General features: G+C 64.3%; 14 protein-coding genes. 8 read left to right on the top strand and 6 right to left on the bottom strand.

From position 1 onward, the window contains the following. Positions 1-172: 172 nt before the first annotated feature. Positions 173-571 carry a hypothetical protein gene (locus tag JJT62_RS11875; RefSeq protein WP_246744846.1) on the top strand — a complete coding sequence of 133 codons (399 nt, stop codon included), beginning with the start codon at positions 173-175 and terminating at the stop codon, positions 569-571. Positions 572-956: 385 nt separating this feature from the next. Here JJT62_RS11875 and rpsD read toward each other — a convergent pair whose 3' ends face one another. The 4 genes from rpsD to rpsA form a co-directional block, all read right to left on the bottom strand. Further along, a complete protein-coding gene (gene rpsD / locus JJT62_RS11870) occupies positions 957-1,574 on the bottom strand; it encodes a 30S ribosomal protein S4 (protein ID WP_202072974.1) in 618 nt (205 codons plus the stop codon). A gap of 285 nt (positions 1,575-1,859) precedes the next feature. Continuing rightward, a complete protein-coding gene (locus tag JJT62_RS11865) occupies positions 1,860-2,216 on the bottom strand; it encodes a hypothetical protein (protein ID WP_202072973.1) in 357 nt (118 codons plus the stop codon). A 74-nt stretch (positions 2,217-2,290) separates the two neighbouring features. After that, a complete protein-coding gene (locus tag JJT62_RS11860; protein WP_202072972.1) occupies positions 2,291-3,250 on the bottom strand; it encodes a hypothetical protein in 960 nt (319 codons plus the stop codon). Between the two features lie 218 nt (positions 3,251-3,468). Further along, on the bottom strand, positions 3,469-5,196 hold the full coding sequence (gene rpsA / locus JJT62_RS11855) for a 30S ribosomal protein S1 (protein WP_202072971.1): 1,728 nt from the start codon (positions 5,194-5,196) through the stop codon (positions 3,469-3,471). A 423-nt stretch (positions 5,197-5,619) separates the two neighbouring features. On the opposite strand from rpsA, the gene JJT62_RS11850 reads away from it, so the two are divergent. The 6 genes from JJT62_RS11850 to JJT62_RS11825 all read left to right on the top strand — a co-directional run bounded on the left by JJT62_RS11850 (position 5,620) and on the right by JJT62_RS11825 (position 9,688). Further along, a complete protein-coding gene (locus tag JJT62_RS11850) occupies positions 5,620-5,853 on the top strand; it encodes a hypothetical protein (protein WP_202072970.1) in 234 nt (77 codons plus the stop codon). A gap of 76 nt (positions 5,854-5,929) precedes the next feature. Continuing rightward, positions 5,930-6,211 carry a hypothetical protein gene (locus JJT62_RS11845; RefSeq protein ID WP_202072969.1) on the top strand — a complete coding sequence of 94 codons (282 nt, stop codon included), beginning with the start codon at positions 5,930-5,932 and terminating at the stop codon, positions 6,209-6,211. Between the two features lie 56 nt (positions 6,212-6,267). Further along, positions 6,268-7,113: a DUF692 domain-containing protein gene (locus tag JJT62_RS11840; protein ID WP_202072968.1), complete on the top strand. Its 846-nt coding sequence runs from the start codon at positions 6,268-6,270 to the stop codon at positions 7,111-7,113. Continuing rightward, positions 7,110-7,940 carry a DNA-binding domain-containing protein gene (locus JJT62_RS11835; protein ID WP_202072967.1) on the top strand — a complete coding sequence of 277 codons (831 nt, stop codon included), beginning with the start codon at positions 7,110-7,112 and terminating at the stop codon, positions 7,938-7,940. Before JJT62_RS11840 ends, JJT62_RS11835 begins: the two co-directional genes overlap by 4 nt. A 75-nt stretch (positions 7,941-8,015) precedes the next feature. Then, positions 8,016-9,074 (top strand): XdhC family protein, encoded by a 1,059-nt coding sequence (locus JJT62_RS11830; RefSeq protein ID WP_370568531.1) that lies wholly within the window; start codon positions 8,016-8,018, stop codon positions 9,072-9,074. Beyond that, positions 9,074-9,688 carry an NTP transferase domain-containing protein gene (locus JJT62_RS11825; RefSeq protein ID WP_202072965.1) on the top strand — a complete coding sequence of 205 codons (615 nt, stop codon included), beginning with the start codon at positions 9,074-9,076 and terminating at the stop codon, positions 9,686-9,688. Before JJT62_RS11830 ends, JJT62_RS11825 begins: the two co-directional genes overlap by 1 nt. Here the strand turns inward: JJT62_RS11825 and JJT62_RS11820 are convergent. Next, positions 9,660-11,840 carry a molybdopterin cofactor-binding domain-containing protein gene (locus JJT62_RS11820; protein ID WP_202072964.1) on the bottom strand — a complete coding sequence of 727 codons (2,181 nt, stop codon included), beginning with the start codon at positions 11,838-11,840 and terminating at the stop codon, positions 9,660-9,662. The genes JJT62_RS11825 and JJT62_RS11820 overlap by 29 nt on opposite strands. 12 nt (positions 11,841-11,852) lie before the next feature. Then, positions 11,853-12,302, bottom strand: coding sequence for a (2Fe-2S)-binding protein (locus JJT62_RS11815; RefSeq protein WP_202072963.1), 450 nt, complete (start codon positions 12,300-12,302; stop codon positions 11,853-11,855). A gap of 270 nt (positions 12,303-12,572) precedes the next feature. Here JJT62_RS11815 and JJT62_RS11810 point away from each other — a divergent pair, with 270 nt between their 5' ends. After that, positions 12,573-12,962, top strand: coding sequence for an HU family DNA-binding protein (locus JJT62_RS11810; RefSeq protein ID WP_165051247.1), 390 nt, complete (start codon positions 12,573-12,575; stop codon positions 12,960-12,962). Positions 12,963-12,966: the final 4 nt, after the last annotated feature.

Raw genomic sequence — 12,966 nt, 5'->3', positions numbered from 1 at the left:
CCGCGAAAAGTAGCCGACGCTCCAGCCGCCTTCAACGAGGCGGCGGCGTGTCTACGCGACGTCGGGCAAATTTCCCAAAGCGGCCAAGGTCCGCTTCCCAAGAAATCTGCCCAAGCGCGCGCGATGAGTGGGCGTCGATCAATGAAAGATCGAAACTCAAAGGGAGAGCGTCTTGGAAGTCTTGCTCATCGGTTCGTCCGCCTGCGTCACCGCCCTCATCATCACCGCCTGGCTCATGACACTTGCAAAATGGTTTCCGATCAAAGCAGTCGATCGTTTCGTCGTCGACTACAAAACGATGATCCGAGCCCATGTCGACTATGCGTTGATGGCGCTCTTTGGCGCCGCCTTCTATGGCGCGGGTGTGGATTTACCGGTGATTGCTTGCTGGTGCGTGGCGGTGGGCGGCTTCTCTAATCCAACGGTCTTCACGATTGCCGCTTTCGACCCGAATTTTTGGAACAAGAAGATCTGGCGCGTTTACACGGCCCTCAGCTTTACGGTGTCTTCCGTGGGCTTCTTATGGATCGCCTACGCCTTTGCGGCGCACGCGATAAAGCGCTTGGCCTGAGCGGCTAAGGGAGTCACCCGTCTCGGGGCCGTCATGGCCGGGCTTGTCCCGGCCACCCACGCCCAGGGGCACAACAAGCGTTATCGCTACGGATAGTTCATGCCGGGCTTTGGAGCGTCCGAAGTCTCGCTCCTCATGCCGACGCAAACGTTCCGAGGATGATGCCCACCATTAGCTGTGATTTGCGTGGCGTGGATGGCCGGGACAAGCCCGGCCATGACGAGGGCCGCCACATAAAGATGTGTGCGCGGTAGGCCTAGGCAGAGAGATGCAAGGCGGTCGAAAACGAGCGCCAACGCCCCATCGTCCGTGCCCTGCAAAAAAAAAAGCGGGCCCCGAAACGGGCCCGCAAATATGTCGCCCGCAGGCGTATGTCGCGCGTCGATCAGCGCGAATAGAATTCGATGACGAGGTTCGGCTCCATCTGGACCGGGTAGGGTACTTCGGTCGCGTGCGGGACGCGCGAGAGCTTGGCGGTCATCTTGGAGTGATCGACGTCGTAATATTCCGGCACGTCACGCTCGGCGAGGCCGACCGCTTCCAGAACCGTCACGGCCTGCTTCGAGGATTCCTTCACCTCGATTACATCGCCGACCTTCACGAGATAGGACGGGATGTTCACGCGGCGGCCGTTGACCCGGATATGGCCATGGTTGACGAACTGGCGCGCGGCGAAGACCGTCGGCACGAATTTGGCGCGATAAACGACCGCGTCGAGACGGCGCTCCAGCAGGCCGATCAGATTGTCGCCCGAGTCGCCCTTCATGCGGATGGCTTCGGCGTAATACTTACGGAACTGCTTCTCGGAGATGTTGCCGTAATAGCCCTTGAGCTTCTGCTTCGCCTTGAGCTGCGTGCCGTAGTCGGAGAGCTTGCCCTTGCGGCGCTGACCATGCTGGCCGGGGCCATATTCGCGGCGGTTCACGGGGCTCTTCGGGCGGCCCCAGATGTTCTGGCCCAGGCGGCGATCGAGCTTATACTTGGCTTCTGCGCGCTTCGTCACTTTACTTTCGTCCTCTCATGGTCGCGTCCAACATGCGAGAGGCGAAAAAGACGATAAACCGCCCGGAGCCGATCGCCCGGGGCGCAACGCCTTCAAAACCGCGCCTCTTCACACGCGCCCGGCGGCGCCGGGGATGAAGAACGCGCCCTCCTCTGCCGGAAGATCACCGGCCGACAGGCGTTCGATCGAACGCCACGGGTGCTGGCCTGAAGCGGCGTTCCCGCCTCAGGATCATGGGGAGCTAAAGAAAGTCGCTCCCCGAGTCAAGTCGCTTTCGCGACAGCGTTACGGCCAGTCGAACGGCAGGCCCTCGTCATAAGGCACGATCATGTCCGTGTTGTAGGGCGGCCGCTGCGGGGCGGTCTCCTGCATATACCAGCTACGCTGATTGGACTCGATCGGGTCGCGATTGAAATAGGTCTGCTGCAGCATGTAGCGGTTGGTGCTGCCGACCGGCACTTTGGTGCCCGGATCGAGCCAGCTTCGGCGCTCGACCTCGACCGGCGCGCGGCCATTGTCGGCGAGCTGGTTCTGCGAAATGGCGTAGGCGGGCCGGCGATGCGATTTGGCGAGGGCGTCGCCGCCCGCGGCGATCGCAATCAGGCAGGCGAGGCCCACCGAGAAATTCAGTCCTTTGCGCATCTCCAACCTCTTGAGCTCGACGCTTCGGCTACATCATATATAGTATCGCACCGCAAAAGCGAGACGAAGCTGACCTATTGTTCCGTTTCGCCCGCCTGCTGCACGACGGCCGCCGGTTGCGCCGCCACATGGGTTTTTTTCTTCGCTTTGACGACCGGCTTGACGACGCTCGGCTTGCCGGTGGTCGGCTTGGCGTGGGCGTTCTTTTGCGGCGGGATGGAGGCCGTGAGATCGTCGCGCGAGACATTGGGGCAGCCCGGGCCGCGCGCGAGCTCTGCGTTGAGGAAGAAGTCGTTGAGCGCCTTGTTGTCGGCGCCAGCCGAATAGCTCAATTTGTCCAGCGCGCAGGCGAGGGCGACGCGGTCCATCGGCTTGCCCGCCGCGCCGCAGGCGATGCCGGCGATTTCGAGCGAGGCTTTGGGTTCGACGAGGCGCGTGGCGAGGCAGGCGCGTTCGCTGGCCTCGGGGCCTTCGCCGCCCGTCTGGGAGAGGCGGATATCCGCCGTCTCGAAGGCGCCGAAGCGGGTCGGGACCATCGAGCGCTGGGCGATCTTTGCGGCGGTGAGGCCGGCCGCCGCGGCGTGATTCTTCATGTCCAGATAGAAATCGGCGTTGGTCGCCCGGGGATCGAGATTCGGGTGGACGTCGATGCGCAGGAATGTGGCGCCGGCGACGAACTGGCCGATCGTCAGACTATCGACGCGCGGCGTCCCGTCTTTCTTCTCTCCGACCGCGACAATTTTCTTCTCGTGCTTGAATTCCGGCGAGGCGATATCGAGCGCCGCGGCGGCCGGGTTATCGACCGCCGTCGCCGCCTTGGCTGTGATCTTCGCCGGAATCTCGATGGCGACAGGGGCTGCATCCGCAATCTCGGGGGCCGGAGCAGGCAGGCGAATCAGCAGCGCGGCGCCGGCGAGGATAACCGAGGAGACAACGCCCATCCCCAGAGCGGCTTGGACGCCCTCCGGCCGCGCGCGTAGCGGGCCGCGATAGGCGGTTTCGGCAGGGTCACGGTCGAAAGAGGTCGCACGCATCACTCAACTCCGGCGCTCGCGCGCTCAAGGCGCGTCAACATTTGCCGCATGTTGCGCAAATCTAGGAAAAACTAAGGTTAACGGGACGATAGCGCCTGCCGGCATGGTTAATGGGCGGTAAATCGGCGGTTGAACGAAAGTCGATCCAACGAAAAAGGCCTGCACGAACGAATCGCGCAGGCCTTCCGATTTTTTCGAACCTCGGATCGTTCCGAAGATTACTTCTTCGGCCCCTCTTCGCGGGCCTTCAGAGCCGCGCCGAGGATGTCGCCGAGCGACGCGCCCGAGTCGGCCGAGCCGTATTGGGCGATCGCCTCCTTCTCTTCGGCGACTTCCAGCGCCTTGATCGAGACGGCGACCTTGCGGGCCTTGCGGTCGAACAGGGTGACGCGGGCGTCGACCTTCTCGCCGACGGCGAAGCGCTCGGGGCGCTGGTCGGCGCGATCGCGCGCCAGCTCGCCGCGCTTGATGAAGGTCGTGAGATCCGTGCCGGTGATCTTGACGTCGATGCCGGAGTCCTTGACCTCGATCACCTCGCAGGTGACCACGGCGCCCTTCTTGACCTCGCCGCCGTCCTCGCCGCCGCCCACGGTGGCGAAGGGATCGCCCGCAAGCTGCTTGACGCCGAGCGAGATGCGCTCCTTCTCGACGTCGACGTCGAGAACCTGGGCCTTGATGACGTCGCCCTTCTTATACTCTTCGATGACCTGCTCGCCCGGACGGTTCCAGTCGAGGTCGGAGAGATGGACCATGCCGTCCACATCGCCGTCGAGGCCGATGAAGAGACCGAACTCGGTCTTGTTCTTGACCTCGCCTTCGACTTCAGAGCCGACCGGGTGCTTCTCGGCGAAGGCTTCCCACGGATTCTGCAGGGTCTGCTTGAGGCCGAGCGAGATGCGGCGCTTGACCGGATCGACCTCGAGCACCTGAACGTCGACTTCCTGGCTCGTCGAGACGATCTTGCCGGGATGCACGTTCTTCTTGGTCCAGCTCATTTCGGAGACGTGGACCAGGCCCTCGATGCCCGGCTCCAGCTCCACGAAGGCGCCGTAGTCGGTGATGTTGGTCACGCGGCCATGGAACTTCGCGCCGATCGGATACTTGGCCTCGATGCCCTGCCACGGATCCTCGAGGAGCTGCTTCATGCCGAGCGAGATGCGGTGCGTCTCGTGATTGATCTTGATGATCTTCACCTTGACGGTCTGACCGATGGTCAGCACCTCGGACGGATGGTTGACGCGGCGCCAGGCGATGTCGGTGACATGCAGCAGGCCGTCGATGCCGCCCAGATCCACGAAGGCGCCGTAATCCGTGATGTTCTTCACGACGCCGTCGATCACCTGCCCCTCTTCGAGGTTGGCGACGATCTCGTGACGCTGCTCGGCGCGGCTCTCCTCCAGCACCGTGCGGCGCGAGACGACGATATTGCCGCGGCGGCGGTCCATCTTCAGGATGTGGAACGGCTGCGGCACGTTCATCAGCGGGCCGACGTCGCGGATCGGACGGATGTCGACCTGCGAGCGCGGCAGGAAGGCCACGGCGCCGTCGAGATCGACCGTGAAGCCGCCCTTGACCTGATTGAAGATGACGCCCTCGACCTTCTCATTGGTCTCGAAGGCCTTTTCGAGCTTGACCCAGCTCTCCTCGCGGCGCGCTTTGTCGCGCGAGATGACGGCTTCGCCCAGAGCGTTCTCGACGCGCTCCAGATAGACCTCGACCTCTTCGCCGACGGCGGGGGCGGGGTCGCGGCCGTAGCCGGTGAATTCCTTGAGAGCGACGCGGCCTTCGGTCTTCAGACCGATGTCGATGACGGCGACGTCCTTCTCGATGGCGACGACGCGCCCCTTGATGACGGAACCTTCGAAAGCCTCGTTATCGCCGTAGCTCTGCTCGAGCAGGGCGGCAAAGTCTTCGCGCGTGGGGGCGCGATCGGTCGTGGCGGACATTTGTTCTCCTGAGGGCCCTGGTCGGGCGGCGCCGGCTTGGGTTTGGCGTTGCGGAGGGTTTCCGACAATCGGAACGTCTCGGGCGCGGCAAAACGCTCCTCGAAGACGAAAAGTTCGTAGCAACGAACTGGCCGGCGCGGCCCGATGGACGAAAACCGAGTGACACGCGCGCCGAGCGAAAGGTTCGACGCGCGAGGGTCTATTTAACAGCGCGCCGTCGCCCCCGCAAGCGCCGCCATGCGCGCGCTCGCGGAGAGAGTTGATGCGCTGCGTCAAGACCGGCGGCGGCGGCGTTGTATGAGCAAGTTCTCACGCACTGTCGCAATCTGGGCCGATTCCTGCTAGCTAGGCAGGAGGTCAATATTCACGTCTATGCTTGCGGGGCGAGCGACGGGGCGCGAGGCCAGTTGGAGATCGAAGCTTATGAAGCGGAATATCCTTTCCGGCGCTGCCCTTTCCGCCGCCGCGCTGTCCATCGCAATTGCTGGCGCGGGTCCTGCCCTGGCCAAGCACAAGGCTCACCAGCGCGCTCCCAAGGCGGCGGTCGAGAAGAACAAATGCAGCAACAAGAACGGCTGCCCGGCCAAGGCCGAGAGCAAGGAAGCGCCGGCGGGCGAAGCTAAGCCGGCCGAGGGCAAGCCAGTTGAGGGCAAGTAATTCGGTTTCGGCGCATGAGGCCAATTCGCGCGCCGATTATCGCCCCCCATTGGGGGTTTTCAAAGGAGGATAGTGTATGAAGACGAAAATCGTTTCCGGCGCGGCGCTCGCCGCGGCGGCTGTCGGCTTGGCGCTGAGCGGCGCCGTCGTCACCCCCGCCGCCGCCCATGGTTCGCATCTGTGCAACATGTCCAAGGGCCAGTGCGGCGGCAAGACCGCCTGCATGACCAAGACCGGCGTCTGCAAACACAACGTGGGTAAGAGCAAGGCTTCCTGCCGTCATGGCTGCCATCACAAGTCGTCCTGCCACCACAGCAAGGGCGCTTGCAACATGAAGAGCAAGTGCCACACGAAGTAAGGTTTTGGCGCCGGCTCCCTCGGGGCCGGCGCCCATTTTAGGCAGGGGACGTTCGCATGCAGAAGCCAGCCCCGCTCGGCTATGGTCTTGGCCTCCGCCCGATCTATTACGATGAGATCATGTCGAACCGGCCGCCCGTCGACTGGTTCGAGATCATCTCCGAAAATTACATGGTCGCGGGCGGACGCCCGCTCTCCATGCTGGACGCCATTCGCGCCGATTATCCGATCGTGATGCACGGCGTCGCCATGTCGCTCGCCTCGACCGATCCGCTGGATTTCGATTATCTTGCGGAATTGAAATCGCTGATCGAGCGCGTGCAGCCGGCCTGGGTCTCGGACCATGTCGCCTGGACCGGCGTCCACGGCCTCTCGTTGCACGACCTTCTGCCGATTCCCTATACAAAAGAGTCGCTCGACCACATCGTCGAGCGCATCTGCCGGGTGCAGGACTATCTCAAGCGCCAGCTCGTCGTCGAAAACGCATCGACCTATGTTTCTTTCGTGTCGTCCGATATGAGCGAGCAGGAATTCGTGAAGGAGATGGCCGAGCGCGCCGACTGTTTGTTGCTGCTCGACGTCAACAATGTCTTCGTGTCCTGCTTCAATCACGGCTATGATCCGGTGGCCTTCATCGACGCCGTCCCGGTCGAGCGCGTGGTGCAATTCCACATGGCGGGCCACACGAATCACGAGACGCATCGCGTCGATACCCACGACCAGCCGATCTGCGAGGAAGTCTGGGCGCTCTACGAACATGCCCGCCGCCGCTTCGGTGACGTTTCGGCGATGATCGAACGCGACGACAATTTCCCGCCCTTCTCGGAGCTTCTGGAAGAATTGCAGCGCATGCGCGACATCGACGCGCGCATCGCCGCGGAAAAGGCGTTGAGCGCGGCATGAAGCTCGCCGACTTTCAGGCGCTGTTTCAGGCGCGCATACTCGGCGGTCCAGGGGACGCGGATGCGCCGCTTTTGAAGGAGCTGCGCGAGTCGCAGCGCGGCGCCGAGCGGGCTGAGCTTCTGCATGTCTATCAGTCGGGCTACCGCATTCGCCTGGAGAGCTTCCTCTATGAAGATTACCCCGGCCTGCGCGCGCTGATCGGGGACGAGGCCTTCGAGACGCTGGTCGGCGGCTATGTGGCCGCCAACCCGCCGCAGTGCCGCAACGCCCGGTGGTACACGACCGGCCTGCCGGACTATATGCGCGAACATGCCTCCTGGCGCGACGATGCGCGCGCGATCGCCATGGCCTTTCTGGAACGCGCCATGGTCGACGCTTTCGACGCGCCGAACGCCGAGCCACTGACGATACAGGCGCTCGCGGGCTTTGCGCCCGAGGATTCGCCGCGCTTCGTTTTCGACTTCCATCCAAGCCTCATTCTGCTGGAGCAGCCGGCGGGCGTTCTGGCGGCTTATCAGGCCGCGGCGGCGGAGGATGACGAGGAGCCGGAGGAGGCGGAGGCGGACGGAGGGGACGCCGAGCCTCAGAGCACAGAGGAGACCGAAGCCGTCGCGGTCTGGCGCTGCAATGAAGAGACGGCCTATCGCGAGCTGGAGCCCGCCGAATATGTCGCGCTCTGCGAGGCCAGGGCCGGCCGCGCCTTCGGCGACATCTGCCAAATGGCGGCCTTTCAGCAATCCGGCGACATCGAACCCGAGCGGCTTGCGCAATTTCTCGCGAGCTGGTTCGAGGACGGCATGGTCGTCGGCGTGTCGCTGCGCGATTGAGGCTTCAAATCCTACGCTTTTGCTATAATTAAGACGAGCGGGCGACCCGTCCGCTGGATGGCGGAGGCCGCGCGCGTGAACGAGACCAGTCTTTCCGCTCCCGTCGACGACGCCGGCGTGTTGCGTCAGGCCGAAAGCTGGCGTCGGATGGGACGAGGCGTCGCTCTCGCGACGGTGGTCAAAACTTTCGGATCGGCGCCGCGTCCGGTCGGCTCCCATCTTGCGGTCGACGAAGCGGGAGCCTTCTGCGGCTCGGTTTCGGCAGGTTGCGTCGAGGGAGAGGTGATCACCGCGGCGCAGGACGCCATCGCCGACGGTGCGCCGCGATTTCTGGAGTTCGGCGTCGCCGACGAGGTCGCCTGGCGCGTCGGTCTCTCCTGCGGCGGGCGCATTGCCGTTCACATCGAAAGAATCGACGCGGATCGCCTCGTCCTGCTTTCCGCCTTGAACCGCGAAATCGCCGCCCGGCGTCCCTGCGCCATTATCACGCCGCTGGACGGCGGCGCGGCGCAATTGCTTCGCGCGGATGATTTTGCGACGGCGCCGACCGCGCTGAACCTCGATGACAAAAGCGGGCTCGTCTTGCACGACGGGCGGCGGCTTTTCGTCAATCACTATCGACCGGGGCCGCGTCTCCTCCTCATCGGCGCGGTGCATGTCGCGCAGGCGCTGGCGGCGATGGCGACGCTTGCCGGTTTCGATGTGACCATCATCGATCCGCGCGGCGCCTATGCGTCGCCTGAGCGCTTCCCGCAGGCCCGGCTCGATATGCGCTGGCCCGACGAAGCGCTGCCGGAGACCGGCCTCGACGCCGCCACGGCGGTCGCCGTTCTCACGCACGACCAGAAGATCGACGACCCGGCCCTGCGCCTCGCGCTCGCGTCGGATTGCTTCTATGTCGGCGCACTGGGCTCGCGCGCCACGCATGCGCGGCGTGTCGAGCGGCTGAAGGCGAGCGGCGTAACGCCCTTCGCGCTGGAGCGCCTGCATGCGCCAATCGGCCTCGACATCGCCGCCATCAGCCCGGCCGAGATCGCCGTGTCGATCCTGGCGGAAATCATTCTTGCCCGGGGCCAGAAGCCCCTGCGCCGGCTGGTGCAGGACGCTTCTTCGACAAGCTGCGTCGTAGGCTGATGTGCAGCGCGCCGGTCGTCGCCGCCATTATTCTCGCGGCTGGGCGCGGCGCGCGTTTCAGCGCTGATGAGAATAAACTGCTCGCGCCGCTCGACGGCCAGCCTTTGTTACGCCATGTCGCCGAGACGGCGCTGGCCTCGCGCGCAAGCCGCGTCATTGTCGTGACAGGACATGAGCAGCGCGAGGTCGCGGCGGCGCTCGCCGGCCTGCCGGTCAGCTATGCGCACAATATGGATTACGCGAGCGGCCTCGCCTCGTCGCTTCGCATTGGCCTCGCCGCCGCCGAGCAAGCCGACGGCGCGCTGATCCTGCTCGGCGACATGCCAGCCGTCTCGGCGCCAGTTCTCGACGCGCTCATGACGGCGTTCGAAGCCGCGCCGCATTGCGCCGCCGTCGTCCCCGTCTGCCAAGGCGTGCGCGGAAACCCAGTTTTGCTCGCCCGCACGCTCTTCCCGCAACTGGAGCGGCTTCGAGGCGACGAAGGCGCGCGGCGCCTGCTGCGCAGGGTCGACGGCGTCGTCGAGCTTTCGATCGACGACCCCGGCATATTGGCCGATGTGGACACGCCCGCCGACCTCGTCAGGCTTACACGAAGCCGATATTCGCGTTCTTGAGCGGGACCGAGCGAATGCGCTTGCCCGTCGCCGCGAAATAGGCGTTCAGCACAGCGGGCGCCGCGACGCATATGGTCGGCTCGCCGACGCCGCCCCAGAAGCCGCCGCTCGGCATGACAATGCATTCGACCTTCGGCATGTCCTTGAGGCGCATCGACTCGTAACTGTCGAAATTCTCCTGCTCCACGCGGCCGTCCTTGGTCGTGATCGCGCCGTGAAAGAGCGCCGAGAGGCCATAGACGAATGAGCCCGCGATCTGCCGCTCGATTTGCGCCGGATTGACCGCGTAGCCGGGGTCCGTCGCCGCGACGATGCGGTGGATCTTGATCTTGTCGTCCTGCGCCACGGAGATTTCTGCGACCGCCGCGACATAGCTGCCATAGCCCATATAGCCGGCGATGCCGCGATGAACGCCTTCCGGCGCTGGCTTGTCCCAGCCGGCGCGCTCGGCGACGGCCTCGAGCACGCCGAGGTGCTTGGGATGGTTCGCCATCAGCTTGCGGCGGAAGGCCAGCGGATCCTCGCCGGTCGCATGGGCGAGCTCGTCCATGAAACATTCGAGATAAATGGCGTTTTGGTTGATGTTCACGCCGCGCCAGAAGCCCGGCGGGACGGGCGGGTTGCGCATCGAATGCTCGACGAGAAGATTGGGAACGTCGTAACCGATCTGTGCGTCGCCGGTCGAAACCAGCCCCTGGAACACGGCCGGATCGACGCCGTTCTTCACCGCCTGCGGCCGCACGGTCGAAAGGATCGACTGGCCGGAAATGCGTATATGCAGGGCAGTGAGCTTATTGTCGGCGTCGAAGGCGCCGGTGAGCTTGCACTGCGTGACGGGGTGATATTTGCCCTGCGTCATATCCTCTTCGCGCGACCAGAGCAGCTTCACGGGCGTGCCGGGAAGCTGCTTTGCGATCAGCACCGCCTGCGTCACATAGTCTGTAAATCCTTTGCGACCGAAGCCGCCGCCGAGGATGGTCTTGTGCACGTCGCATTTTTCAGCCGGCAGGCCCGAGGCGTGAACGACCGCATCGAAAGCCGCCTCGCCATTCTGCGTGCCGGTCCAGACCTCGCATCTATCAGGCGTATAGAGCGCCGTCGCGTTCAGCGGCTCCATCGCCGCGTGGTTCTGGTGCGGATAGCTATAGACCGCTTCGACGACCTTGGGCGCCTTGGCGATTGCCGCATGCGCGCTGCCGTTCTCATTGCCGGCGACGGCGGGCTGCGAATTGCTCAACCCTTCCGCAAGCCATTTCGCCGTGTCGGCGCTGGAGGTCTTGGCGTTGGGGCCTTCGTCCCAAACGATGGGAAGCGCGTCGAGGGCCGTCTTCGCATGCCACCAAGTGTCGGCGACGACCGCCACCGCATTGCCGCCGACGCGCACGACCTTTTTCACCCCCTTGAAACTGGCGATCTTGCTTTCGTCATAGCTCGCAAGCTTGCCGCCGAAGACGGGGCAGGCTTTGATCGCGGCGTTGAGCATGCCCGGCAGCTTGACGTCGGCGCCATAGATCATTTTGCCGGTGGTCTTGTCGGCGGTGTCGAGCCGCAGCAATCCCTTGCCGGCGATTTTCCAGTCGCGCGGGTCCTTGAGCGTCACGTCGGTCGGCGGGGTGAGCTTCGCGGCCGCGTCGGCGACCTTGCCATAGCTCGTAGAGCGGCCAGAGGCGGCGTGGGTGATCACGCCTTTTTCGGCCCGGCATTCCTTCGCGGGAACGCTCCACTCATTGGCTGCGGCCTGGATCAGCATGGCGCGCGCGACGGCGCCGCCCTTGCGCACATAATCCTGCGAGGAGCGAATGCCGCGGCTGCCGCCGGTCGAGAAATCGCCCCACACGCGGCTACGCGCCGCGCTCTCGCCAGGCGTGGGATATTCCGTCGTCACCTTGGTCCAGTCGCAGTCGAGCTCCTCGGCGACGAGCTGCGCGAGCCCCGTGAGCGAGCCCTGGCCCATTTCCGACCGCGCGATGCGGATAATCACCGTGTCGTCCGGCTTCACGACGACCCAGGCGTTGACCTCGGGCTTTATCAGCGGCGCGGCTGTCGCCGTCTCGGCGCCGAAGGGAATGTCGAGGCCGAGCGCCAGGCCGCCGCCGAGCGAGGCGGCGCCGATGAGAAAGCCGCGGCGGCCGATGTCGATGCTGTTGCTCATATCGATCGTCCCTTAGGCCTTGGCGGCGGCGTGGATGGCCTCACGCACCTGCTGGAAGGTGCCGCAGCGGCAGATATTGGTGATGGCGTTGTCGATGTCCTGGTCGCTCGGATTCGGCTTCTCCGCGAGAAGCGCCGCGACCGCCATGATCATGCCGCTCTGGCAATAGCCGCATTGCGGCACGTCGTGATCGATCCAGGCCTGCTGCACGCGATGCAACACGCCGTTTTGCGCAAGACCCTCGATCGTCGTGATTTTCTTGCCGACGGCGTCGCCGACCGTCACGCTGCAGGAGCGCACGGCCTGTCCGTCGATATGGACCGTGCAGGCGCCGCATTGCGCGATGCCGCAGCCATATTTCGTGCCGGTTAGACCCGCATTCTCACGAAGCGCCCAAAGGAGCGGCGTATCCGGCTCGACGTCCACGTCGATCTTCGCGCCATTGACGAATAGAGCCGTCATTGCATCTTCCCCCGCCGCTCGAATTTGTTTCCGAAATCCTACCAAATGAGAAGGGTTTCGCCAAGCCGCTCGCAAGATTTGCGCGCTCATTTAGGGCGATGGCGATCCGCCGCGAGGGATGCGCGTTTCGCGGCGCGGAAGAGAAAACGCGTCGGATAAGCAATGAATGCAAGGGCGCGATTGCGAATCACCTTGTAAATCGTTAGCAATTTGCATTGTCGGCGCGGGCACGCGGCATTTGGCGGCCAATCGCGACGAGGAGAAAAGCTTATGGCCAAGGCAAAAACCACCAAGGCTGCCGCGACCGCCAAGGTCAGCGGCAGGGAAGCTCCCACTGTTCGTCCGGTCAAGGAGACCATGACGAAGGCGGCGCTGATCAATTATATCGCTGAGCAGAACGAGCTGCCGCGCAAGACGGCGGCGGCGGTCTACGCCACGCTCGAAGGCGTGTTTCTCGGCTCGGTGCACCCCAAGGGCGTCGGCGAATTCACGCTGCCGGGCCTCTTGAAGGTGACGCTGCGCAAGGTGCCGGCGCGCAAGGCGGGCACGCTGGTGCGCAATCCGGCCACCGGCGAAATGGTGAAGGCCGCAGCCAAGCCTGCGAGCGTCCGCGTCAAAATCCGCGCGCTTTCCAAGCTGAAAACGGCGGCGACCAAGTAAGGCC

It is taken from the genome of Methylocystis sp. Sn-Cys (assembly GCF_016745395.1).
GTDB classification, from domain to species: Bacteria; Pseudomonadota; Alphaproteobacteria; order Rhizobiales; family Beijerinckiaceae; genus Methylocystis; species Methylocystis iwaonis.
The sequence above is the reverse complement of the archived record's forward strand: the minus strand, read 5'-3'. Positions and strand labels throughout refer to the sequence as shown.